Origin of the sequence: Archangium sp. Cb G35 (assembly GCF_001896145.1) — a bacterium.
Classification (GTDB): domain Bacteria; phylum Myxococcota; class Myxococcia; order Myxococcales; family Myxococcaceae; genus Archangium; species Archangium violaceum.
This window is the reverse complement of sequence record NZ_MPOI01000023.1, coordinates 96,615-119,303: the sequence shown is the minus strand read 5'-3', so window position 1 is coordinate 119,303 and position 22,689 is coordinate 96,615. Positions and strand designations below refer to the sequence as shown.

At 69.3% G+C, this 22,689-nt stretch carries 19 protein-coding genes; 10 read left to right on the top strand and 9 right to left on the bottom strand.

From position 1 onward, the window contains the following. Positions 1-30: 30 nt before the first annotated feature. Both queG and BO221_RS49065 read right to left on the bottom strand, forming a co-directional pair. Positions 31-1,050: a tRNA epoxyqueuosine(34) reductase QueG gene (gene queG / locus BO221_RS49070; RefSeq protein WP_073567849.1), complete on the bottom strand. Its 1,020-nt coding sequence runs from the start codon at positions 1,048-1,050 to the stop codon at positions 31-33. Positions 1,051-1,068: 18 nt separating this feature from the next. Next, on the bottom strand, positions 1,069-1,629 hold the full coding sequence (locus BO221_RS49065; RefSeq protein WP_043392651.1) for a cob(I)yrinic acid a,c-diamide adenosyltransferase: 561 nt from the start codon (positions 1,627-1,629) through the stop codon (positions 1,069-1,071). 198 nt (positions 1,630-1,827) lie between these two features. On the opposite strand from BO221_RS49065, the gene BO221_RS49060 reads away from it, so the two are divergent. Together BO221_RS49060 and BO221_RS49055 are read left to right on the top strand one after the other, a co-directional pair. Beyond that, positions 1,828-2,622 carry a thymidylate synthase gene (locus tag BO221_RS49060; protein WP_073567848.1) on the top strand — a complete coding sequence of 265 codons (795 nt, stop codon included), beginning with the start codon at positions 1,828-1,830 and terminating at the stop codon, positions 2,620-2,622. Further along, the gene (locus BO221_RS49055; protein ID WP_073567847.1) at positions 2,619-3,098 is read left to right on the top strand and encodes a dihydrofolate reductase; all 480 of its coding nucleotides are present in this window, start codon (positions 2,619-2,621) and stop codon (positions 3,096-3,098) included. Before BO221_RS49060 ends, BO221_RS49055 begins: the two co-directional genes overlap by 4 nt. Here the strand turns inward: BO221_RS49055 and BO221_RS49050 are convergent. Next, complete coding sequence (locus tag BO221_RS49050; RefSeq protein WP_052517911.1) at positions 3,086-3,415, bottom strand: hypothetical protein; 330 nt, start codon at positions 3,413-3,415, stop codon at positions 3,086-3,088. The genes BO221_RS49055 and BO221_RS49050 overlap by 13 nt on opposite strands. Before the next feature lie 118 nt (positions 3,416-3,533). On the opposite strand from BO221_RS49050, the gene BO221_RS49045 reads away from it, so the two are divergent. After that, entirely contained in the window at positions 3,534-5,378 is a 1,845-nt protein-coding gene (locus BO221_RS49045) for a cytochrome c/FTR1 family iron permease (RefSeq protein ID WP_073567846.1), read from the top strand. A gap of 32 nt (positions 5,379-5,410) precedes the next feature. Here the strand turns inward: BO221_RS49045 and BO221_RS49040 are convergent, their stop codons facing one another. The 5 genes from BO221_RS49040 to BO221_RS49020 form a co-directional block, all read right to left on the bottom strand. Continuing rightward, the gene (locus BO221_RS49040; protein ID WP_073567845.1) at positions 5,411-7,342 is read right to left on the bottom strand and encodes a response regulator; all 1,932 of its coding nucleotides are present in this window, start codon (positions 7,340-7,342) and stop codon (positions 5,411-5,413) included. Continuing rightward, entirely contained in the window at positions 7,332-7,796 is a 465-nt protein-coding gene (locus BO221_RS49035) for a response regulator (RefSeq protein ID WP_073567844.1), read from the bottom strand. Before BO221_RS49035 ends, BO221_RS49040 begins: the two co-directional genes overlap by 11 nt. Positions 7,797-7,805: 9 nt before the next feature. Beyond that, positions 7,806-9,038 carry an ATP-binding protein gene (locus BO221_RS49030; protein WP_233166607.1) on the bottom strand — a complete coding sequence of 411 codons (1,233 nt, stop codon included), beginning with the start codon at positions 9,036-9,038 and terminating at the stop codon, positions 7,806-7,808. Positions 9,039-9,155: 117 nt separating this feature from the next. Next, a complete protein-coding gene (locus BO221_RS49025) occupies positions 9,156-10,670 on the bottom strand; it encodes an MBL fold metallo-hydrolase (RefSeq protein WP_073567842.1) in 1,515 nt (504 codons plus the stop codon). Further along, complete coding sequence (locus tag BO221_RS49020; protein WP_073567841.1) at positions 10,667-11,956, bottom strand: HD domain-containing protein; 1,290 nt, start codon at positions 11,954-11,956, stop codon at positions 10,667-10,669. The genes BO221_RS49025 and BO221_RS49020 overlap by 4 nt, the downstream gene beginning before the upstream one ends. A 113-nt stretch (positions 11,957-12,069) precedes the next feature. Between BO221_RS49020 and BO221_RS49015 the strand changes: the two genes are divergently transcribed. From BO221_RS49015 to BO221_RS49000, 4 genes are all read left to right on the top strand, one after another. Then, positions 12,070-13,200 carry a D-alanine--D-alanine ligase gene (locus BO221_RS49015; protein WP_073567840.1) on the top strand — a complete coding sequence of 377 codons (1,131 nt, stop codon included), beginning with the start codon at positions 12,070-12,072 and terminating at the stop codon, positions 13,198-13,200. Then, positions 13,154-13,537 (top strand): GNAT family N-acetyltransferase, encoded by a 384-nt coding sequence (locus tag BO221_RS49010; protein ID WP_233166606.1) that lies wholly within the window; start codon positions 13,154-13,156, stop codon positions 13,535-13,537. The genes BO221_RS49015 and BO221_RS49010 overlap by 47 nt, the downstream gene beginning before the upstream one ends. Before the next feature lie 36 nt (positions 13,538-13,573). Continuing rightward, positions 13,574-15,115 carry a transglutaminase family protein gene (locus BO221_RS49005; RefSeq protein ID WP_083682664.1) on the top strand — a complete coding sequence of 514 codons (1,542 nt, stop codon included), beginning with the start codon at positions 13,574-13,576 and terminating at the stop codon, positions 15,113-15,115. 91 nt (positions 15,116-15,206) lie between these two features. Continuing rightward, positions 15,207-16,466, top strand: a complete 1,260-nt coding sequence (locus tag BO221_RS49000; RefSeq protein ID WP_073567838.1) for a hypothetical protein — start codon at positions 15,207-15,209, stop codon at positions 16,464-16,466. Between the two features lie 110 nt (positions 16,467-16,576). Here BO221_RS49000 and BO221_RS48995 read toward each other — a convergent pair whose 3' ends face one another. Then, positions 16,577-18,670: a thioredoxin domain-containing protein gene (locus tag BO221_RS48995; RefSeq protein WP_073567837.1), complete on the bottom strand. Its 2,094-nt coding sequence runs from the start codon at positions 18,668-18,670 to the stop codon at positions 16,577-16,579. A 198-nt stretch (positions 18,671-18,868) separates the two neighbouring features. Between BO221_RS48995 and BO221_RS48990 the strand changes: the two genes are divergently transcribed. The 3 genes from BO221_RS48990 to BO221_RS48980 all read left to right on the top strand — a co-directional run bounded on the left by BO221_RS48990 (position 18,869) and on the right by BO221_RS48980 (position 22,684). Beyond that, positions 18,869-20,191, top strand: coding sequence for a glycosyltransferase family 39 protein (locus BO221_RS48990; protein WP_073567902.1), 1,323 nt, complete (start codon positions 18,869-18,871; stop codon positions 20,189-20,191). An 85-nt stretch (positions 20,192-20,276) separates the two neighbouring features. After that, a complete protein-coding gene (locus tag BO221_RS48985; protein WP_073567836.1) occupies positions 20,277-22,022 on the top strand; it encodes an LVIVD repeat-containing protein in 1,746 nt (581 codons plus the stop codon). A gap of 119 nt (positions 22,023-22,141) precedes the next feature. After that, the gene (locus tag BO221_RS48980; protein WP_073567835.1) at positions 22,142-22,684 is read left to right on the top strand and encodes a DUF350 domain-containing protein; all 543 of its coding nucleotides are present in this window, start codon (positions 22,142-22,144) and stop codon (positions 22,682-22,684) included. The last annotated feature ends 5 nt before the right edge of the window (positions 22,685-22,689 follow it).

The following is a 22,689-nucleotide window of genomic DNA, read 5'->3' as shown; positions in this document are numbered from 1 at the left end:
CCTCCCGTACCACGAGCCGGAACGAGGCAGCTACGCGTCCAGGTGCCGGAGCGCCCACTGCGCGGCGTGGCGCACCTGCTCGCTCGGGTCCTGGCTCAGCGTCTCCAGCAGGGAGCGGGCCTCGGCCTGCTTCATGGCGCCCAGGGCATACACGGCATTGCGGCGCAGGCCGTCGTACTTGGCCCGCGCGAGCGGCGTCCCGGGGATGAGCTGCTCGTACTGCTCCGGGGTGAGCGCGGCCAGCTCCATCACGCCGAGCTCCGCCACGGCCCGGGGCGAGAAACGCTCGTTGGGCGTGAACACGGGGCTGCGGTTGAGGGGGCAGACGTCCTGGCAGATGTCGCAGCCAAAGACGATGTTGTCCATCTCCACGCGGAAGGACTCGGGCACCTCGGCGTGGCGGTTCTCGATGGTCTGGTAGGAGAGGCAGGCCCGCGCGTCCACGCGTCCCTGGCCCAGCAGCGCGCCCGTGGGACAGGACATGAGGCACTTGCGGCAGTGGCCGCAGCGGTCACTGGCGGGACCGCCCGCGTACGCATCCACCTCGGCGTCCAGGATGAGCGCGGACAGCAGCACCCACGAGCCAAAGGGCTCGGTGATGAAGCACCCATTCCTGCCCACGTAGCCGAGACCCGCGCGCGCGGCCCACACCTTCTCCATCAGCGGGCCCGAGTCCACGCTGCCGTAGTGCTGCACGCCGGGGTACGCGTCCGAGAACAGCTTACGATAGGCCTTCAGCTTGTCGCGCAGGGTGGAGTGGTAGTCCCGGCTGCGCGCGTAGCGGGCGATGGGCGAATCCTCCGCCCGGGGCTCATCCCGGTAGTAGTTGGTGGCGAAGGCGATGACGGTGCGCGCACCGGGGAGCAGCTTGGAGACATCCAGCCGCTCGGCCGCCCGCGAGCCCATCCAGTCCATGTCCGCCGCACAGCCGGACTCCAGCCAGCCGAAGAGGTACTCGGGAGGGATGGGCTCGGCGCGCGCGAATCCCACCAGGTCGAAGCCGGCCTGTTCGGAGAGCTGGCGGAGGTGGGCGGTGGGCAGCGGAGTCACGGTCCCCTTACATAACCGCTACTTCGAGGACTTCTCCGGTATCCACTTCACGTCCTGGATGCCCGCCCGGTGGTTGGCGATGCGAGCCATGACGAAGAGCAGGTCCGAGAGGCGGTTGAGGTAGACGACGGCCTCCTGCTGGGCCTCGCCCTCGCGCAGGGCGGCGACGACCCGGCGCTCGGCGCGGCGGCACACGGTACGGGAGAGGTGCAACGCGGCGGCCGCCACGCTGCCTCCCGGAAGGATGAAGTGCGTCATGGGCGACAGCTCCGTCTCGAAGGCGTCGATGGCCTTCTCCATGTCCGTCACCCACTCGGCCTTGAGCTGGGGGATGTGCTCGGAGGCCTTGGTGCCCACCGGCGTGGCCAGCACCGCACCCACGGTGAAGAGCTGGTCCTGCAACCGCAGCAGCAGCGCATCCAGATCCGAGGGCATGGACAGCGAGCGCGCCAGCCCCAACGAGGCGTTCAGCTCATCCACCTCGCCATAGGCGTCCACGCGCACGCTGTCCTTGCGCACCCGGCCTCCGCCGAACAGACCCGTCTCTCCCGTATCCCCGGTCTTCGTGTAGATCTTCATGGCCGCGCCCTTCTAATGGTTTCCAGTGCGTCACCGCCACCGGAAGGAGCCCCCAGTGTGTACGGCGGGCTCGTACCGGGTGCCTTCGTTGTGGATCCGGCATCCCCCGTGTGCCCGAATGTCGCGCGTTCCACAGCGCCTGGGCTACAAGCCCGTCCCCCCTTTGCGTCTGGCAAGGGGCGGGTGATCGATCCAACCATGAAACAGTACCTCGCCCTGCTCGAGCACGTCCTCCACCACGGAACGAAGAAGAGCGACCGGACCGGGACCGGGACGCTGAGCATCTTCGGCCACCAGATGCGGTTCGACCTCACGCAGGGGTTCCCGCTGGTGACGACGAAGAAGCTGCACCTCAAGTCCATCATCCACGAGCTGCTGTGGATGCTCGCGGGCGGCACCAACGTGCGCGACCTGCAGAAGCACGGCGTCACCATCTGGGACGAGTGGGCGGACGCGGAGGGCAACCTCGGCCCCATCTACGGGCACCAGTGGCGCTCGTGGCCCAAGCCCGGCGGCGGCTCCATCGATCAGATGAGCCAGCTCGTCGAGCAGCTGCGCAAGAACCCCGACTCGCGCCGGCACATCATCAGCGCGTGGAACGTGGCGGACCTGGACGCGATGAAGCTGCCGCCCTGCCACATCCTCTTCCAGTTCTACGTGGCGGACGGGAAGCTCTCCTGCCAGCTCTACCAGCGCAGCGCGGACATCTTCCTCGGGCTGCCCTTCAACATCGCCTCCTACGCGCTGCTGACGATGATGGTGGCGCAGGTGACGGGGCTCCAGGCCCACGAGTTCATCCACACCACGGGCGACGCGCACCTGTACCTCAACCACGTGGAGCAGGCCCGCGAGCAGCTGAAGCGCGAGCCTCGTCCGCTGCCGAAGATGACGCTCAACCCCGACGTCCGCTCGCTCTACGGGTTCAAGTACGAGGACTTCACGCTGAGCGGCTACGACCCGCACCCCGCCATCAAGGCGCCCGTGGCCGTATGAGGACCGTCTCCGCCATCGTGGCGATGGCCACCAACCGGTGCATCGGCCGGGACAACACCCTGCCCTGGCGGCTGCCGGCGGACCTCAAGCGCTTCAAGCAGCTCACGATGGGCCACACGCTCGTCATGGGCCGCAAGACGTACGAGTCCATCGGCCGGCCGCTGCCGGGCAGGACCATGGTGGTGGTGACGCGCCAGCGGGACTACGCGCCCGAGGGCGTGCAGGTGGCGCACTCGCTGGAGCAGGCGCTGGAGCTGGCGCGCGGCGACGAGGTCTTCATCGCGGGTGGCGCGGACCTCTACCGGCAGGCCATGCCGCACGTGCGGCGGCTGCACCTCACGCGCATCGGCCGCGACTACGAGGGCGACACCTTCTTCCCCGAGGTGGACCTGTCCGGCTGGAAGCTCGTCACCGAGGAGCACCACCCGGCCACCGCCACCGAGCCGCCCTTCTCCTTCCTCACCTACGAGCGGTAGAGGCGGTAGAAGCGGAAGGCCTTGGGCCACTCGGCGCGGGGCTTGAAGGCGATGGCCACCTCCTGGCCTCCCAGCGCCGACTCGGTGAGGACCACGTGGTCCTCGAAGGCCTTGGCCCGCTCGAACTCCTCGTCCGTCACCTTGCACACGGCCTTGTAGAAGGGCCCCGACAGCCACTGCGCCACCTCCGGCGCGTCCCGGAACTTCAGGTACGCCGCCAGGGACGCGTGCGCCGCCGCCAGCACCGCGAAGCCCGTGGGCACGCTCTCGCGGATGAGGATGTACATCTTCAGGTGCCCGCCGCCGTCCGTGCTCATGCGAGGACGCTAACGGGCGACCCCCTCTGTTGGAAACGATGAGGGCACCCTCTCAAAATGAATTGATTTTGATTCTCAAAATTGAAAAAAAGGGTGGAGGGCTGGTACACCAGCGAGCGTGAAGCGCACCGGCCTCCTGATCCTGTCCCTGCTACTCGCGGCGCCCCTGGCCGCGGCCGATGAGGGCGCGTCCGAGGGACGCACCTGGCACCGTCTGGTGGGCATCCTCCAGTACCTCCAGGCCGACTACCCGATGGCGGTGGAGTCGAAGTCGGACTTCGAGCTGGCCGAGCAGCGCAGCTTCATCGCCGAGGCGGTCGAGGCGGCCGGAGAGCTGGGAGCCCAGGGCCAGGGGTTCCTGCCGCGCCTGAAGGAGATCCAGACCCGCGTGGACAAGGCCGCGGATCCCGAGGGCGTCAGCCGCGACTGCGGCGATCTGGTGGAAGACCTGGTGCTCGCCGGAGGCCTGGCGCGCAGCCCGCGCACCCCTCCGGACCTCGAGCTGGGCGCCCGGGTGTTCCAGCAGAACTGCGTGGCGTGCCACGGGAAGGACGGACACGCGGACGTGCCCATCGCCGAGACGATGGAGCCCATGCCGGCCAACTTCCATGATCCGGACATCATGGCCGGGCTCACCCCGTACAAGGCCTTCAACACCGTGGGCTTCGGCGTGCCCGGTACGGCCATGCCCGGCTTCCCCACCCTCACCGAGGATGAGCGCTGGGCCGTCGCCTTCTACGTCCACACGCTGCGCCAGCCCGCGTGCGAGGGCAACCCGCCGCGCGTGTCGCTGGAGAAGCTCGCCAACACCACGGACCCCGAGCTCGTCCAGTCCCATGGGCAGGAGCACCTCGCGTGCCTGCGCCGCAAGATGCCCGACGTGGACGAGGAGCGCGGCCTGCTGGCGGCGCGGAACCACGTGGAGCAGGCGCTGAAGATGGGCGCCGCCGGGGACTCGCTCGGGGCGCGCAACGCGCTGCTGGACGCCTATCTGAACGGGCTCGAGCCGGTGGAGTCGACCCTGCGGGCCCGCAGTCCGGACCTGGTGCTGAAGCTGGAGAAGGCCTTCCTGGACACGCGGCTCGCCGCCGAGAAGAAGAGCCCGCACCTCCAGGACGAGGGCCGCATCCTCCTGTCCCTGTTGGACGAGGCGCGGCGCGGCAGTGGCACCACCGCGGGCTTCGTGTCGGTGCTGTGGCTCACCGTGCTCATCCTCCTGCGCGAGGGCTTCGAGGCCACGGTCATCGTCGCCGCGCTGCTCGCCATGCTGCGCAAGATGGAGGCGACGACGTACGCCCGCGTGGTGCACGCCGGATGGATCTCCGCGCTGGTGGTGGGCGCCCTCCTCTTCATCTTCGGCCGGCACCTGCTGGGCGGGGCCAACCGCGAGATGCTCGAGGGCGTGGCCGCGCTCGCCGCCGTGGTGATGCTGCTGTACGCGGCCCTGTGGCTCAACGCGCGCGCCAACATGAGCCAGTTCATGGGCGAGCTGCGCGAGAAGATGAAGGGCGCGCTCGGCAAGGGCAGCGCCACCGGCCTGTTCGCCATCGCGTTTTCCGCCGCGCTGCGCGAGAGCGTGGAGACGGCCATCTTCCTGCAGGGCCTCTCCCTCGACTCGGCATCCGGCGTGGCCTGGGGTTGCGCCGCGGGCGCCGTGGCGCTCACCGTGCTGGTGCTCTTCATCAACCGCATGGGCTACAAGCTGCCCATGAAGACGCTCTTCAAGGCGTCCACGGTGCTGCTGGTCGTCACCGCCGTCATCCTGCTGGGCAAGGGACTGCGCGCCCTGCAGGAGGTGGGCATGGTGCCGCTCAGCCCCATCCCGCTCTTCACCTTCGAGCCGCTCGGCATCTTCCCGGATGCCCTCACGTTCGTCCCGCAGCTGGTGCTGGCGGCCATCCCGCTCATCATGCTCGTCATCAAGCGGCGCAGCAGCAGCACGCGGCTCGCGGACGCGTCGTAGGGTGTCCCCTCTCCCAGAGGGAGAGGGAGCCGTCACGAAGCCGCGGCCAGCAGCGACTGCACCAGGCCGCGCAGTTCCTGGGTGGAGAAGGGCTTCTCCACGCGGTGGTTGGGCACCTGGTTCAGGAAGTCGCGGGCATTGGCCGTGAAGGCGCCTCCGGTGAGGAACACCATCCTCCCGGCCAGCCCGGGCGAGTGGCTCGCGACCGCCTGGTGCAGCTCCATCCCGGTCATCTCCGGCATCATCAGGTCGCACAGGATGAGGTCGAAGCGCTCCCCGCTGGTGAGCCGCGCCTGGGCCTCCCGCGCGCTCGTCAGCGCGATGACCTCGTGCTCCCGCTGCAGCGTCCGGCGGATGGCCATGCCGATCATCGGCTCGTCGTCCACCACCAGGATGCGGCCGCGCCGGGACGCCACCGGCGCCACGGCCTCCTTCGGCGCCTGGCTCGGGCGCACGACGTTGGCGGCGCGGAGGATGACGCGGAAGGTGCTCCCCTTGCCGACCTCGCTCTCCACCTCCATCCGTCCACCGAAGCTGGTGACGATGTCCTGACAGATGGGCAGGCCGAGCCCCGTTCCCACACCCACGGGCTTGGTCGTGAAGAACGGCTCGAACAGCCGCTCCAGGTTCTCCTTGGAAATTCCCGAGCCCGTATCCCTCACCTCGATGGCCAGGCCCTCGGCATGCGTCCGCGTGAGGACGCGGATCTCATTGAGCTCCGCGTTCCCCTCGGGGATGGCCTGGGCGGCGTTGACGAGCAGGTTCACCATCACCTGGCCGAGCCGGCCCTCGTGCGCCACGGCCACGAGCTGGTCCGTGAAGTCCCGCACCAGCCGGGCGCGGTGCTTGATTTCATTGGAGGCCATGCTGATGGCGCTCTCGAGCACGCGGTTCACCTCCACGGGCTCGGGCCGGGCCTGTTCGTCCGCGCGCGAGAACATCTTCAACTGCCGGACGATGTCGCGCACCCGGGTGGCGCCGAGCTGCGCGTCGGAGACCAGCTTGCGCATCTCCTCCTGCTCGCCCGTGGGCAGCTTCAGCCGGGGGAGCATGTCCGACTCCAGGTGGCTGAGGTTGGCCACCGTGAAGGCGAGCGGGTTGTTGATTTCATGGGCGATGCCCGCGGCGAGCGTCCCGAGCGAGGCCATGCGGTCGGCGCGCACCAGGCGGGCCTCCATCTGCCTGCGATCCGTCAAATCCCTCACGAGCCAGACGATGCACGGATGGCCGTCGAACACGCTGGGCGCGTGGGCGAGCTCCACGAAGACCGGAGTCCCGTTCTTGCGCACCATGCGGATTTCCATGGGAGGCGGAGACCCCTTCGCCTCCATCCCCGCCTGATCATCCCGGGGGAGCATCGCACGCGACTCGGCGTGGATGAAGAGCCCCTCCAGCTCGGCCCGGGAGCCGCCCAGCAGCTCGTCCGCGGACGACATGCCAATCAGGGAGACGAGCGCGGGGTTCGCGTAGACGAGCCGCTCGTCCTGCGTCACGCCGATGCCATCGGGCAGCCGCTCGATGAGGGCGCGGAAGCTCGCCTGGGAGCGGCGCAGCGCCTCCAGCGTGCGCGCGTTCTGCAACGCGTAGCGGATGGAGCGCGCCAGCAGCGTCGGCGACAACTGCGACTTGTCGAGGAAATCCGCGGCCCCGGCCTTCAGCGCCTGCTCGTCGAGGGCCTCGTCACTCATTCCCGTCAGCAGGATGACCGGACCGAGCCACCCCTGCTGCCGCATCTTCGCGAGCAGCTCCAGTCCCGTGCTGGCATCCAGCCGGTAGTCGAGCAGACACACGTCATGACGCCCGGTCTTGAGCTCCGCGAGCGCCTGCGCGCCGTTGTCCACCCACTCGAGCACCATGCGCCCCTTGCTGATGGTGCGCAGGGCATCACGGGTCAGGACGAAATCATCCTCGTCATCCTCGACCAGCAGGATGCGGATGAAGGGCTGTTCTGCATCAGGTTTCATGAGGACCAGCGGGGCGTGGCAGTTCGACGATCTGGAACCAGTGCTTGTCGAGAACCTTTACGACCTCGACCAGTCCATCGAACGTCACGGGTTTGGAAATGAAGCAATTGGCCCCGAGATCATAGCTGCGGAGGATGTCTTCCTCAGCCTTGGATGTAGTCAAGACAACCACGGGGATCTGCCGGAGCGTGGGGTCGGATTTGATCTCCCGCAGCGCCTCGCGGCCGTCCTTGCGGGGCATGTTCAGGTCCAGGAGGATCAACCCCGGCCGGGGAGCATTCTTGGGGTCCGAGTAGGCGCCGCGCCGGTAGAGGTAGTCGAGCAGCTCCTCCCCATCCTCGACGAACCGGAGCTCGTTCATGAGCCGGCTCTCCTGCATGGCCGTGCGGGCGAACTCCCGGTCGTCGATGTCGTCATCCGCCATCAGGATCGTGACGAGCTTTCGGTGTGGCATGGGTCCTCTCTACCTGGATTGGGGCGGCTTGAGTGGCAGGGACACGATGAAGGTTGCCCCCTGGCCGGGCGAACTCCGCGCACCGATGTGTCCGCCGTGTCTCTCGACGATCTTCCGGCAGATGGCCAGACCAATTCCCGTCCCCTCGTACTTGCCCCGCCCGTGTAGCCGCTGGAAGACATTGAAGATGCGATCGAGGTACTTCTCGTCGAAGCCGATGCCGTTGTCCTTCACCCGGAGCTCGCACTGCCCCGCGTCCGCATCCACCGTGGCCGAGATGGAGACGGACGGCGCCACGCCTTCCTGGCGGAACTTGAGGGCGTTGCTCACGAGGTTCTGCAGCAGCTGGCGCATCTGCATCGGCTCGGCCTCGAGCGTGGGCAGCTCGCCGACAGTCATGGACGCCCCTGACTGCTCGATGGCCGTCTCGAGGTCCCCCAACACCTCCCGGGCCACGCGCCCGAGGTCCACACGGACGAAGGTGGGGGCCCTGGAGGAGATGCGCGAGAAGGAGAGCAGATCGTCGATCAGCCTGCGCATGCGGCCCGCGGCGTTGTTCATCCGCTCGAGGTAGTCGCGCCCCTCGGGGCTCAGGGCCGCGCCGCACGTCGTCTTCAGGCGCTCGCCGAAGGTCTGGATCTTCCGCAGCGGCTCCTGCAGGTCGTGCGAGGCCACGGACGCGAAGCTCTCCAACTCCCGGTTGGATTGCTCCAGGCGGAACTGGGTCCGCTTGAGCTCCGTGATGTCCGTCAGGCTCATCGTGTAGCCGACGACCTCGCCACCCGACCGGATGGGCCCCACGTGCACGCCGAACCACTCGGGACCGAAGCCGATGTTGGGCCGGTGCTCGTAGAAGACGGGCTCACCCGTCGTGAGCACATGCCGGACGTGACCCCGCACCATCTCGACGTCTTCCGGTGGGGTGAACTCACTGTTCTTCCTGCCCACCACCTCGGAGAGCGTCAGGCCCGGGAAGGTGTAGTTCATGTACCGGATGCGCTCGTCGGCGTCGCACGCCATCATCGCGACCGGCGACTGCGAGACCAGCACCTCCGGGCCGAACGTCTCATCCGACCTGATGCGGCGTGAATCGAGCTCACCGGACAGGGTGTTGAGCGCCGTGGCCAGCGGCGCCAGCGGCCCCTCTCCCACCCGGCACCGGACATTGGGCTCGTTCGCCGCCAGCCTGGCGATCACCTCGAGCAGCTCCTCGACCGTCGTCTCACTACGACGCGTTTCCAAGCAGGTGCCCCCTGATGGCACTTCGTTTCCACCGCACGAGGCCCCCACCGGGCCCCGCGGCTTCATTCTGATGGCAAAAAAGCGGCTGAATCAAACGAGCTCCCCCCCAAGGAGGGCTCACGTGCGGAAGTAGAGGCCGGCGGACTCCCGAACCCGCCCCTCGCCCTGGAGTTTCAGCAGCACCGCGAGTGCGCTCCGCTCCGCCACCGGGTGTAGGAACGGGGGGGTGTCCGAGTACGCCCGCTCGACCACCTGCTCGAGCGTGACACCTTCCGTGGGCACGGCCTCCACGATGCGGGCCTCGCGCGCCGCGCGGTGATCCAGGTACTCCTGGAGCTTGCCCGGCCCATCGGGAACGGCCGAGCCGTGCGAGGGGTGCAGCGTCGTCACCGGCCAGTCCCGCAGGCGGGCGAGCTGCTTCAGGTACTCGGCCATGTCCCCCTCGGGCGGGTCGATGACGATGGAGCCCACGCTGGCCACCATGTCGCCCACCACGGCCGCGTGCGACCGCTCGTCCACCAGGCACAGGTGGCCCCGGGCGTGCCCCGGCGTGTACAGCACGCGCCAGCGCTGGGGCGGGCTGCCCGCGAGCTCCAACACCTCGCCGTCCTCCAGCAGGCGGGCCGCCGGGACGTCCACCCGGTCCGCCGTCCGCGCGTGGCACCACAGCGGCACCTTCAACCGCTCCGTCACCGCGCGCACGCCGCCCACGTGGTCCCCATGGTGGTGCGTGAGGACCACCGCCTGGACGCGGTGCCCCTCCGCCACCAGCGCGTCCACCATCTTCAACAGCCGCGCCACCTCGGCCTCGTCGTCCGCGCCCGGATCCACGATGAGCAGCTCGCCATTGCCCAGCACGTACGCGTTGGTGTGCGTGGCGGGAGGCAGCGTGGCCGTGCGCAGCGGGAACACCCGCACGCCCTGGTGGAACTCGATGCGCTGGGCGATGAAGTCCGGGCAGTCCGGTTGATCGCGCAGGCGCGCCAGGGCCCGCTCCGGCGTGTCGAAGTCCGCCATCACCCGCAGCACGTGCAGGGCGGGCGGGTGCAGCAGCGCGGAGCCCTGCTCCCAGCGGGCCAGCGCGTCGGCCGGCTTCACCCACGCGGCCTCCGACAGCTCCCCGGGCCACCACTCCGCCTGGGCGTACTCCGGCGCCTCCAGCAGGTAGAAGAAGGTGTCGAAGCGCACCGGGGCGAACTCCGGCGTCACCCACCGCCCCGCGTCCGGGAAGTCCTCCGCCCGGAGCACTAGGCCGTGGCGCTGGAGCAGCTCCGACCACGTGCTCCGCTTCTCCAGCAGCGCGCGGCGGGCCTCCCGCACCTCTTCCGCCCCCAGCCGCCGGGCGCCCTCGGCCACGAGCAGCCCGGCCTCCTCGAACAGCTCGCGCGCCGCCGCCACCCGCAGCGCCGCGTCCTGCCCCGAGGCCCCGCGCACCGGCACCAGCGCGTCCGTCTTGTCCACCTTGCCGCCCGGGAAGGCGTAGAAGCCCCCGGCGAAGGCGAGCGCCTTCTCGCGCCGCACCCAGAAGACCTCCACGCCCTCCGGAGTCCTGCGGTAGGGCACCACCACCGACGCGGGCCTCGTCGCCGCCACGGGGGGCGGCGGCGGCATCCCGGGAAGAGCCTCGCTCATGATTGGACCGCCTGTCCCAACAGACGCGCCATCATGTTGCGCGCGTCTTCGATTTGATCCGGCCGCACGTACAACCGCGACAGCCGCACCGCGCCGCTGTAGCGCTGATAGAGCGGCGTGTAGCGGGCCACCTCCGTCAGCCTGCCGGTGGACATGTCCGCGATGAAGAGGCTCGGGCCCGAGCCCTCCGAGAAGTATTTGGAGAGGACGCCCTTGGACTCCACCGTGAAGTGCTCGAAGCCGCCCGTCACCAGGGCGCTGCGCAGCACCTCGAGGTCGTAGCCCACGTCCCGCTCGGTGAACTGCGCCAGCAGCTTGAAGCCCCGGCGCGTGGAGATGCGATCGGCCCACCGGTTCTTCGAGCGCCGCAGCGTGTACCAGAGCGCCACGTCGTCGCAGGCGAGGAAGGCCTCCGGATCCGAGGGAATCTCGAACTCGCCGGGCGCCTCCTCGTAGTAGCGCCGCAGCATGTAGTCGAAGTTCACCGAGGTGTGGTGGTAGTAGACGGAGACGAACATGTGGTAGCGGCTGAGGAGGAAGTCCTCGAAGGCGAATGCCGCCGCCCGGCTCAGCGCCAGGTAGACGCGCCCATCCTTCACCGCCGGGTTCAGGTTCGAAATGAGCCAGTCCATGTCGTACCGGCCATAGTTGACTCCCGTATAGAAGGAGTCGCGCACCAGGTAGTCCATGCGGTCCGCGTCCAGCTCGCCGGACACGATGGCGCGCAGCAGCGGCGTCCAGTCCACGCCCGCGTGCGAGAAGCCCGGATCCTGCGGCGCCCGCGCCCCGGTGATGAGGCCCACCGCCGCCGCGGGGGTGATGCCCAGCGGCCCGTAACGCTGCTCGATGATGGGGGTGAGCGAGCTGTCGAGCAGCAACTTGGCGGTGAAGTCCTCGTGGGTGGCCTGCTCGCTCTCCGCCACGGCATCCAACCAGGGAGGCAGCCGCAGGGTGGCCCGCGCCGGGGCGATGCGCTCCGAGGCGTGGGAGAGCGGCATGTGGCCCAGGTCGTGACACAGCACCGCCAGACGCACCGCGGCACTGAAGCGGGCCCGGACATCCGCGGGGAGACTGGAGCGGGCGGTGACGGCCTGGAAGACTCGGGAGGCAACGTGCATCGCGCCCAGCGAGTGGGCGTGCCGGGTGTGGGTGGCGCCGGGGAAGGCCAGGTCGCCGAAGCCCAACTGCCGGACGTGACGCAGCCGCTGGTAGTAACGGCTGTCGATGACGGCCTTCTCCTCGTCACTCACGTCGATGGTGCCGTGGATGGGGTCGCGAATCCGCATGGTTCTCCTCTCATACTTCCGGGACCAGCTCGGCGGCCAGCCAAACGGGCCATCTGTGAACTGTCATCCCCGGGGGGGACGTGCTAACCCTGGCCGCCGCACACGCACCACGCATGCATATCGCCATCCTGTACAACCGAGACCATGAGCTGTTGGAGGACGACCCGGGTCGGGAGGCGCGAGAAGACGTGACCCGCGTGGCCTCCTCCCTGGCCGACGCCCTCTCCCGCGGCGACACCCACGCCGAGCCGCTCGCCGTCGAGGGTGCCGGGTTGGAGTTCGTGGACCTGCTCGCCCGGATGCAGCCAGACCTGGTCATTAACCTGTGCGAGTCCGTGGCCGCGGACGCCCGGGGCGAGATGGTCATCCCCTGCCTGCTGGACATGCTCGGGCTGCCCTACACCGGCTCGCCGGCGCTCTCGCTCGGACTGGCGCTGCACAAGGACAAGGCCAAGGAGCTGCTCAAGGCGCGCGGCGTGTCCACGCCGGGGTTCGCCCGGGTGGACAGGCTCGAGGACGTGGCCACGGTGCAGCTGCCCTTCCCGCTGATCGTCAAGCCCGCGCGCGAGGACGCCAGCGTGGGGATTACCAGCGACTCGGTGGTGCATGACCGGGCCGCGCTGGGCCGCGCCGTGGATGCCGTGCTGCGCACCTTCCAGCAGCCCGCCCTCGTGGAGCAGTTCATCCCCGGGCGTGAAATCTACGTGCCGCTGCTGGGCAACCACCCGCGCCGGGCGCTGCCCCTGACGGAGATCCGCTTCGGCAAGCTCTTCGAGGACCGGCCCAACATCGTCACCTACGCGGCCAAGTGGGAGTCCGAGTCGCCCGAGTTCCAGCACACGCCCACCGCGCCCTGCCTGCTGGAGGACGCCGCGCTGGAGGCCCGCCTGGTGCAGACGGCGCTGGATGCCTTCGCCGCCCTCGAGTGCCAGGACTACGGCCGCGTGGACCTCCGGGTGACTCCGGAGGGCGTGCCCTACGTCATCGACATCAACCCCAACTGCGACCTCCACCCCGAGGCGGGATTCGCCAAGGCCGCCCGTGCGGCCGGCATCGACTACCCCGCCCTGGCCACCCGGCTGGTCGAGATCGCGCTAGAGAGAGCCCATGCCCATGGACATCCGACCGCTCGAAGGAAAGGACCGGGAGCCGCTCGCCTCCCTGATCCGTCGAATCGAAACGTTCTCGCAGGAAGAAGTGGGGGTCGCGATCGAGCTCGTCGATCTCGCGCTTCAGCCGAATAACCCCGACTACAAGATTCTCGTCGCGGACCGGGACGGCACGCTGGTGGGGTACATCTGCTACGGCCCCACGCCGATGACGGAGGGGACGTACGACCTGTACTGGATCGCTTCGGACCCGGCGGTGCGCGGACAGGGCGTGGGCGCCTCGCTGATCTCCGGCATGGAAGCGGACCTGCGGCGCATCCAGGCCCGCATCATCCGCGTGGAGACGAGCGCCACCGAGGCCTATGGCCCCACCCGCGGCTTCTACGCCTCCATGAAGTACACGGAGGAGGCGCGCATCCGCGACTTCTACAAGGCCGGCGACGACCTCATCATCCTCACCAAGCGGGTCTGACGACGTAGCCGACCCCGCGCCGGAGCACAGCGAGCGATGCGACTTCCCAGAAGAGTCCTCCTTCCCGTGGGCGCCGCGCTGCTGAGCCTGGCGCTCGTGCAGTGCAAGAAGCAGGAGCCCGCGCCCCAGGCGGCCCCGGTCCAGGCCCGGACCCAGCCGGCCCAGGAGCAGCAGGCCCAGCAGGCGCAGGCTCCGGCCACGGTATCCGACGTGCTCAAGGCCCCCCGCCCCCAGGGCGGCGAGTACATGGGGCTGTACCTGGTGGACAAGAAGGTGGGCTACGTCTTCAACGACCTGGCCCCCGTCCCGGGCCGCGGCGACCGGGTGCGCAGCATCAACGAGCTGCACTTCAAGGCGCAGGTGGGCGCCCGGCTCTCCGAGCGCATCCACCGGGAGGAACGCGTCTACGAGTCGCGGCCCGGCGGCAAGCTGGTGGCCTTCACCATCGAGCAGCGGGGAGATGGCGGCAACCAGACGCTGGTGGGCACGGTGACGCCCGGCGGAATGAGCGTGGTGCGCAAGCGCCCGGGCATGCCGGACGAGACGGTGAACCTGCCGCCCACCTCGGAGGTGGTGGAAGACGCCGATCAGGTGCGCGTGGCGATCCTGCGCCAGGCGAACGTGAGCGGCAATGCGCTGGATGGGACGGACCTCGGCACCCACCCGGTGAGCACCACGGTGCACCCGGCGGAGGAGCGGCTCATCAGCGGCATCAAGGTGAAGGTGGGCAAGGCCGTCAGCGTGTCGGAGAAGGAGAAGGTGCCCGTCACGGCGTATGTGGCCGAGGACGGCCGGCTGCTGGAGCTGGAGTACGGCCAGACGATGAAGGCCCGCGCCGAGCCCGAGGAGGTGGCCAGGCGGCTGGACATGGTGGAGGTGTTCGGCCTCACGCGCGTGGTGCTGCCCAGGGCGCTGCCACCCGAGGCCCAGGCCATCCCCGGACAGGTGAAGCTGGTGATGGAGAACCTGCCGGAGAAGTTCCAGCGCGACACCTACCGCCAGAAGTACCAGGCGCAGCCGGACGGGCGCGTGCTGGTGACGATGTCAGCGCAGCCGCCTGATCCGAAGAAGCTCGCCCCCAGGCCGCTCAAGGACCCCGACGGCGGCGAGAACCTCAAGAGCTCCATCATCGTCGAGAGCGACAGCACGCAGATCCGCGAGCTGGCCTCGCAGCTGGTGGGGACCGAGAAGGACGCCTACACGGCCGCCCAGAAGATTGTCGGCTGGGTGGCCACCCACCTGAAGAAGGACTACGGGGCGAGCGCGGACCGGGCCACTGACGTGCTGCGTCAACGCAAGGGGGACTGCACCGAGCACTCGCTGCTGACGGTGTCCCTGCTGCGCGCCTCGGGCATCCCCGCCCGGCGCGTGGACGGCGTCATCTACATGGTGAACCAGGACGGGGTGCCCGCCCTCTACTGGCACGAGTGGGTGGAGGCCTTCGTGGGCGAGTGGACCCAGATGGACCCCACCTTCAACCAGATGGTCGCGGATGCCACCCACTTCGGGGTGGGCCAGGAAGGAAACGCGGAAATCACCCCGCTCATTGGGACGCTAAAGGTCGTCGAGGTGAGGTAGGGCGTGGCCCGGGGGGACCCCCCCCTTGGCAACACGTTGGTGAGTCGACTAAGGAGCCCCCTGCCTTTGTGGCAATTGTAACGGGGGTTTCATGTACAAGTTGACTCAGAAGTTCCTGGCGGTCTCGCTTCTCGCCCTCGCGGGCTGTGAGTACGAGGCCAACAGTGGCCGGCTCGTGGGCTTCATCGTGGACGGCCAGACCGGTCAGCGGTTGAACTTCTTCAAGGAGAACGGCGAGAAGGGCAACCTGGGCGACGACGGCGACAGCACCAGCCAGGTGTACGCGGTCATCGACGGTGAGTTCCGCCGGGCCAAGCCGTGCGGCCGTGGTGATCTGAACGACAAGAACGCCATCGAGGCGGATGGTTGCTTCCAGATCGACAACATCCCGGAGGGGATGACGATCCCCATCTTCGCGCAGGCCCCGGGTTACGAGCGCTTCGTGGGTGAGTACACCTACGATCTGATCGACCTGGATCAGGAGCACGCGCAGGAGGTGGGCAACATCCGGCTGTTCCCCAAGGGCTTCTCGGTGGACTACCGGCTCAACGTGAGCTTCAACAACCAGCCGGTGCCCAACGCGCAGATCTTCTGCCAGTACACGCCGACGGCCGGCAACACGCTGCAGGTGTCGGGCAACTTCCTGGAGCCGGTCACCACTGGGACCACCACCGTCACCGCCACCACCAATGGTGATGGCGTGGCGTCCATCCCGGGCTCGTCGCTCGTCAATGGCGCGAACTACCGCTGCGAGGCGGTGATGGCGCAGTCCATGGACGGGTTGACCCTGTCGGGACAGGGCACCTTCACGGCCGGCGTGAGCCAGGCCGAGCAGCGCCTGGTGATGGGCAGCATCGGCTCGACCGACACCCTGCTCTACGCGTTGCGCTCCAACGCGGACGACACCACCAGGCTGCAGGGCGCGGACGGCAAGCTGACCATCACCTTCAACCGTCCGGTGGAGATCGTCATGGGCACGGCGGACTGCCAGTACGCCGCGGCGTCCATTCTCTACCCGGACGCCGACGGTGTCACGGGCGCCATCTACCCGACGCCCGCGGGCTCCACCACCAACGGCGTGTCGGAGTCCGTCACCACGGAAATCTCCTCCGACGGGCTCACGCTGACGCTGGGCTTCAAGGCGGAGCGGCCGTTCGATCCGGATGATCGCGGCACCTACGTCTACTTCAGCGGCATCATCGTGCGCCCGCGTGGCTCCACCTCGTCCAACGAGATCCGCGCCATCGGCGGCGTGGGCGCGTGCCCGGCCGTCGCCGGCTACACCGTGGGCGACTTGTACAACCTGCGCACGGGTGGCTCCGACCAGAACAGCAACATCCAGCTCTTCTGATCCTCGGATGATGAGCCCGGAGCGAGCGGAAACAACCGCTCGGTCCGGGTGAGGAGCGGGAGCTCATGGCCACACAGGGCCATGAGCTCCGCTCGTGAGGTGCCCTGGAATCAGGCTCCCGCCGGAACCAGGGCCAGTTGTCTCGCGAACTCGCCCGGCTCCTTCATGGGTGGCTCGCAAGCGAAGTGGCGGCAGAGGTACGCGGCGCCCTGGCCGCCCACCGGCTCGCGGCCCTCGAAGGTCTCCCGCATCGACGGTGGTACTGGCGCTCCCGGCTCCTTCCACGCGAAGGCGAAGGTCGGAGCGTAGGCCGCCCGGGTCACCGACAGCAGCGGCTCCACCACCTCCCGGCTCCCGGAGAAGGTGACGCTCGGCGCTCCCTCCACCAGCGCGTCCGCGGCCAGCCCCAGGTGCCCGTAGCCCATCGGGTTCTGCCGCAATTGCTCGCGCATGCGCGAGACGTAGCGCTCGGCCAGCTCCAGGTACTGCTTGTTGCCCGTCAGCGCCGCCAGCGCCACCTGCGCCTCCGTCAACGTCGACGCCCCCGAGGGGAATGCGTTGTCGAACGTCGCATAGGTCGCCACCACCAGGTCCTGTTGCTCCTTCGGCGCCGTCAGGTACGCCCGCTTCTCCGCATCCCAGAAGCGCGCTTCCGCCGCCTTCACCAGCGCCTCCGCCGCCTCCAGGTACTTCGGCTCGAAGGTGGCCTGGTACAGCGCCGTCAGTCCCGAGGCCAGGTCACCGTAGTCCTCCAGGAACCCCGGGATGCGCGCCTGTCCCTCCTGGTACGAGCGCAGCAAGCGCTGCCCGTCCCACAGCTCCTTCAGCAGGAAGTCCGCCGACCGCCGCGCCAGACCCACCCAGTCCGCCCGCCCGAAGACCCGTCCCGCGAAGGCCAGGCCTCGAATCATCAGCCCGTTCCACCCCGCGAGGATCTTGTCGTCCCGCCCCGGCTTCACCCGCTTCTCCCGCGCCTCGAAGAGCTTCCGCCGGGCCTCTCCGAGCCGCGCCTCCACCTCCTCCACCGGAAGCTGGAAGTCCGTGGCCAGCGCCGCCACGGGCACCACCGCCTCCAGCACCGTGGCCCCGTGCTCGAAGTTGCCTCCCGGGGTGAGCCGGAAGTGGCGCAGCGCCAGCTCGGCCAGCTCCGGCGCCAGCACCTCCCTCACCTGCTCGGGCTTCCAGACGAAGAACTTCCCTTCCTCGCCCTCGCTGTCCGCGTCCTGCGTGGCGTAGAAGCCGCCGCGCGCGTCCGTCATCTCGCGCCGCACGTACTCCGCCGTCTCCTCCACCACCTTGCGCCACAGCGGCCTCGGCTCCACCTGGTACGCCTCCGTGTACAGGTGCAGCAGCTGCGCGTTGTCGTACAGCATCTTCTCGAAGTGCGGCACCGTCCACCGCTCGTCCACCGAGTAGCGGTGGAACCCGCCCCCGAGCTGGTCGTAGATGCCGCCCAGCGCCATCCGCTCCAGCGTCAGCAGCACCGCCTTCTTCAGCGCCTCGTTGCCACTGTTGCGCCGCCAGGCCCGGAGCAGCAGCGCCACGTTCATCGGGTTGGGGAACTTGGGCGCTCCACCGAAGCCCCCGTTCACCCCGTCCACCCGGCGCAGCATGGACTCGCCCATGGCCACGATGTCCTCCCCCTTCAGCGCCCCCGCCACCGCGTCCAGGCCGTAGCCGGCCAGCTCGCCCAGGCCCTCGCGGAACTCCTCCGACTGCCGCAGCACCTCCTCGCGCTTCGCCGTCCACGCGGTGTGCAGCGCCTCCAGCACCCTCGGGAAGCCCGGCCTCCCGTACTTGTCCCCCGGCGGGAAGTACGTGCCCCCGTAGAAGGGCAGCAGGTCCGGCGTCAGGAACACCGTCAGCGGCCACCCACCGCCCTGCCCCATCAGCTGCACCACGCCCTGGTAGATTTGATCCACGTCCGGCCGCTCCTCGCGGTCCACCTTCACGTTGATGAACCACTCGTTCATCAACCCGGCGATGGTGGGGTCCTCGAAGGACTCGTGCGCCATGACGTGGCACCAGTGGCAGGCCGAGTAGCCCACCGACAGCAGGATGGGCTTGTTCTCCGCCCGGGCCCGCGCGAAGGCCTCGTCCCCCCACGGGTACCAATCCACCGGATTCGACGCATGCTGGCGGAGGTAGGGCGACGGCTCTCGCGCGAGGCGGTTGTTCGCACCGGAAGGCGGAGTCTGGGCCACGGAATGCTCCTGACGAAGGGGAAGGGCGCACTTTGATAAGGGGCACACCCGGCGCGGGCAAGCTCCTCGGAGCGTGCGTGTTCCCCGGCACCCTTCCGAGTGTTCAGGGACGGGTGGAAAAGGGGCTGGGCAAATGCCTCGGGTTGCGCTTTGTCCTGGGTCGTGGCCGAGCCCCTCCCCACCCGAGCCCCCTCCCCCGTGACGCTCAGCCTCGTGGTGCTGGCGGTGAGCGCCGGGGTGCGGCTCGCGCTCGCCTTCGGCACGGACATCTACTTCGACGAGGCCTACTACTGGCAGTGGGCCCAGCACCTCGACTGGGGCTACTACGACCACCCGCCCCTGGTGGCCTGGCTCATCGCCGCGCTCGGCATCCGGCTCACGGCCCTGCTGTGCGGCGCGGGCACGGTGGCCGCCGTGTGGGGGCTCGCCCGGGACGTGTACGGAAACCGGGAGGCCGCCTGGCGCGCGGCCGCACTGTGGAGCGTGGTGCCCGCGGGCATGCTCGCCGGAGTCTGGAGCACCCCCGACACGCCCCTGCTGCTCTGCTGGGTGCTCGCGCTGTGGGCGCTGTACCGCGAGCGGTGGGTGCTGGCGGGGCTCGCCTGTGGGCTGGCCCTGCTGTCCAAGTACCCGGGCGTCCTGCTCGCCGCGGCCTTCGTCGCCGCCTGCGTGCGCGCGCGCCGTCTGCCCTCCGGAGCGTGGCTCACCGCGCTCCTCGGGGTGCTGCTCTTCCTGCCCGTCGTGCTGTGGAACGCGCGGCATGAGTGGGTGGGCTTCGCCTTCCAGCTCAAGCACGGCCTCGGCGGCACCGGGGGCTGGCGCACCTTCGGGGAGTTCCTCGCCGGCCAGCTCGCGCTCGGCGGCCCCGTGCTGTTCCCGTTGACGGTGGTGTACGTCCTCCGAGGCCCGAGGGAGCAGTTCCTCCTGCGCGCGGCGGCGGCGGCTCCCCTGCTCCTCTTCGGCTACGCGTCCATCCGCACCCGGGGCGAGGCGAACTGGCCCGCCGCCGCGTACCTCTCCGCGTGCGTGGGGCTCGCCGGCATGCGCCCCGGGTGGTTCCGCGCCGCGGCCCTCGTCAACCTCGCCGGGGTGCTCACGGTGGGCTCCCACCTGCTCTTCCCCCTGCTGCGCTTCGAGCGCGACGTTCCCCTGGCCCGCACCCACGGCTGGTCCGTGCTGTCCCAGCTCGCCGAGCCCTCGCGGCTCTTCCCCGGGCTCGAGCGCGAGGACGTGGCCGGCGTGTACTCCCCCAGCTATCAGCTCGCCTCCGAGGTGGCCTGGTACACCCGGCTGCCCACGAGCACCGCGGGGGGCGCCCGCTACAGCCAGTATGACCTCTGGCCCAGGCCCGTGGCGGCGCCCGGCCAGGACGCGCTGTGGCTCACCGAGGACAAGCCGCCCCCCGAGGAGCTGACCGCGCGCTTCACCTCGGTGGAGGGCCCGGTGGAGCTGCCCGCCGACTTCCAGGGGCGCCGCGTGCACACCTTCTCCGTCTGGCGGCTGCGCGACGCGAAGCCCTGAGTGGCTCCGAGGCCCGGCCCGGACGGCCGCTCCGCCGCATCCGCTATGCTGCGTGCTCCTTCCCCGCTGTTCAGTGGAGCTCGCAATGCAGCGCAGCCGACTCGCCGTCCTGCTGTTCCTGCCGTTGGCCTTCGCCACCGGATGTCCCAATCCCCCGTGCAATGGCACTTCTTGTGACGGCGTCGATGCCGGGCTGGACGCCGGAACAGATGCTGGAACAGACGCCGGAACGGACGCGGGCGTCGTCGACACGGGGGACTTCGAGGACAACGGCCCCTACGCCGGCTGCCACTTCATCCAAGGCACCACGGGCACGCAGTGCGGGGAGCTCCCCAGCTTCGACCTGTCCGGGTGCCCGCGCACCACGCTCGGCGGCGCCGGCCAGGAAGGCACCTTCACCACCCACCTCCGCGCCGACCTGAGCGACGGCGGCGTGCGCTACTCCGTCCAGAGCCACTCGCTGCGCGATGACGGCGGCGTCCAGACCTTCAACAGCTGGGCCACGACCAGCCCCACCATGAGCCTCAACAAGCAGTTCGCGAATGACACCTGGTTCGTGTCGCGGCTCACCACGAGCAGGCTCGCGGACGGCGGCACGAGCAACTTCACGTGGAGCTACGCCGGCTGCTCGGCCCAGGACGCCAACCACGTCACCGGGTGCTACGCCACGTGCCGCAACGGGCAGTCCCTGGAGGTGGGCACCTTCAAGACCGCCCGCATCGTGCCCGCGCGCGGCGAGAGCGAGGCCAACGGGCTCACGCTCGTCTCCGAGTCGCCCGTCGTCTACCCGTACGACCCGGACTACACGTTCGGCATGCCGGTGGACATCTATGTGACGAAAAGCCACGCGTATGTCGTGTCCGTCGAGAACGCCTACCTGGGCTGGGGCGGCCTGACGGTCTTCGACGTGAGCGACCCCGCCAACCCGCGGATCGTCAATCAGATCTCCGCCGAGAACGGTTACTGGAACGGCGTCTGGGCCAAGGGAGACGCCCTGTACGTGGCCAGCGGCAAGCACGGCGTCATCACCTTCGACATCTCCGACCCCGCCAACCCCGTCCACACCCCCGTGCAGGTCCAGGAGGCAGTGAACGCCCACACCGTCTTCGTCGAGGGCAACCACCTCTATGCCATGGGAGCTCCGACGCGCATCTATGACATCTCCGACCCGCTCGCGCCCCGGCTGCTCGGCCGCTACGTGCCGCCCGGCTCCGAGTCCTACCCGTACGCCTACGTGCACGATGCCTTCGTCTACCAGGGCCGGATGTACAGCTACTACTGGTCCTACGGCATGCAGATCAGCGACGTCTCCCGGCTGAGCGACGAGCAGGGCCCCGTGCCGCTCGGCGCCTACCGCTATGCCATCAACAGCGATGGCAGCCCGATGCGCAGCTACTCCACCAGCCACGCGGGCGCCGTGGGCACCTACGTGGACCGGCTCATCGCCTTCGAGGGCGGCGAGGACTGGGGCGCCCACCTGCGCGTGCTCGATGTGACCGACCCCAAGCAGGTGAAGCTGCTCTCCCGCTACCGGCTGCGCGAGGAGGCCTCCATCCACAACATGATCCTCGATGAGGCCCGCAAGCGGCTCTACATCGCCTACTACCACGAGGGTGTCCGCGTCCTCGATGTCGCCAACCCCACCCAGCCTCGGGAGATCGCCTACTACAACAACTTCCGCTCCGAGGACCGGCTGCGCGGCCTGGGCTTCTACGAAGGCGCCATCGGCATCCGCGTCCCCAAGGTGCCGGATGTCACCGACGTCAACGCGGGGCTGATCTACGTCGTCGATACCTCCCGCGGCCTGCTCATCCTGCGCGAGACGAAGTGAGGAACCCGGGCTCGGGGTGAGCGGCCGGGCAGACCCTCACCCCGGCTCTCCCCCAGAGGGAGAGGGAGCGTTGAATGGTTCCGTACCCGGGGGCTTCCTCCTAGAGTGAGCCCGCTCCCATGAACCTGCTCCTCGTCGCCGTCGGGTTGTCCAAGGTGGTCTTCGGTGGGCTGGTCGCCGCGCTCGGCATCTGGCTCGCCTTCCGCGGCCTCAACCGGCTGCTCGGCACGGATCCCACCGTGGACCTGAGCCAGGGCAATGCCGCCGCCGGAATCGTCCACGCCGCCAGCCTGCTCGCCCTCGGGGTGTTGGTGCACAACGCCGTCAGCGCCACCTTCGACGCCGTGGACCTCACCTTCCGCGGCTCCTCCATCGAGCCCTCGGCCCTGGGACGGCTCCTCTTCTTCGCCCTCACGCACGTGGGCGTCGCCCTCCTGGTGGGCACCGGCGTGCTCGCCCTGGGCGTGCTCCTCTTCGACAGAATCACCCCCGGCGTCGACGAGCTCGCCGAGGTGCGCCGCGGCAACGTGGCGCTCGCGCTCGTCCTGGCCGCCATCCTCCTCGTGCTCGCCTGGCTCACCGCGCCGGGCCTCCAGGCCACCCTCAACGGCCTCATCCCCTTCCCCGACCTCCCCCCCTCCACCTTCCAGTCTCCCTCCTGACCCGC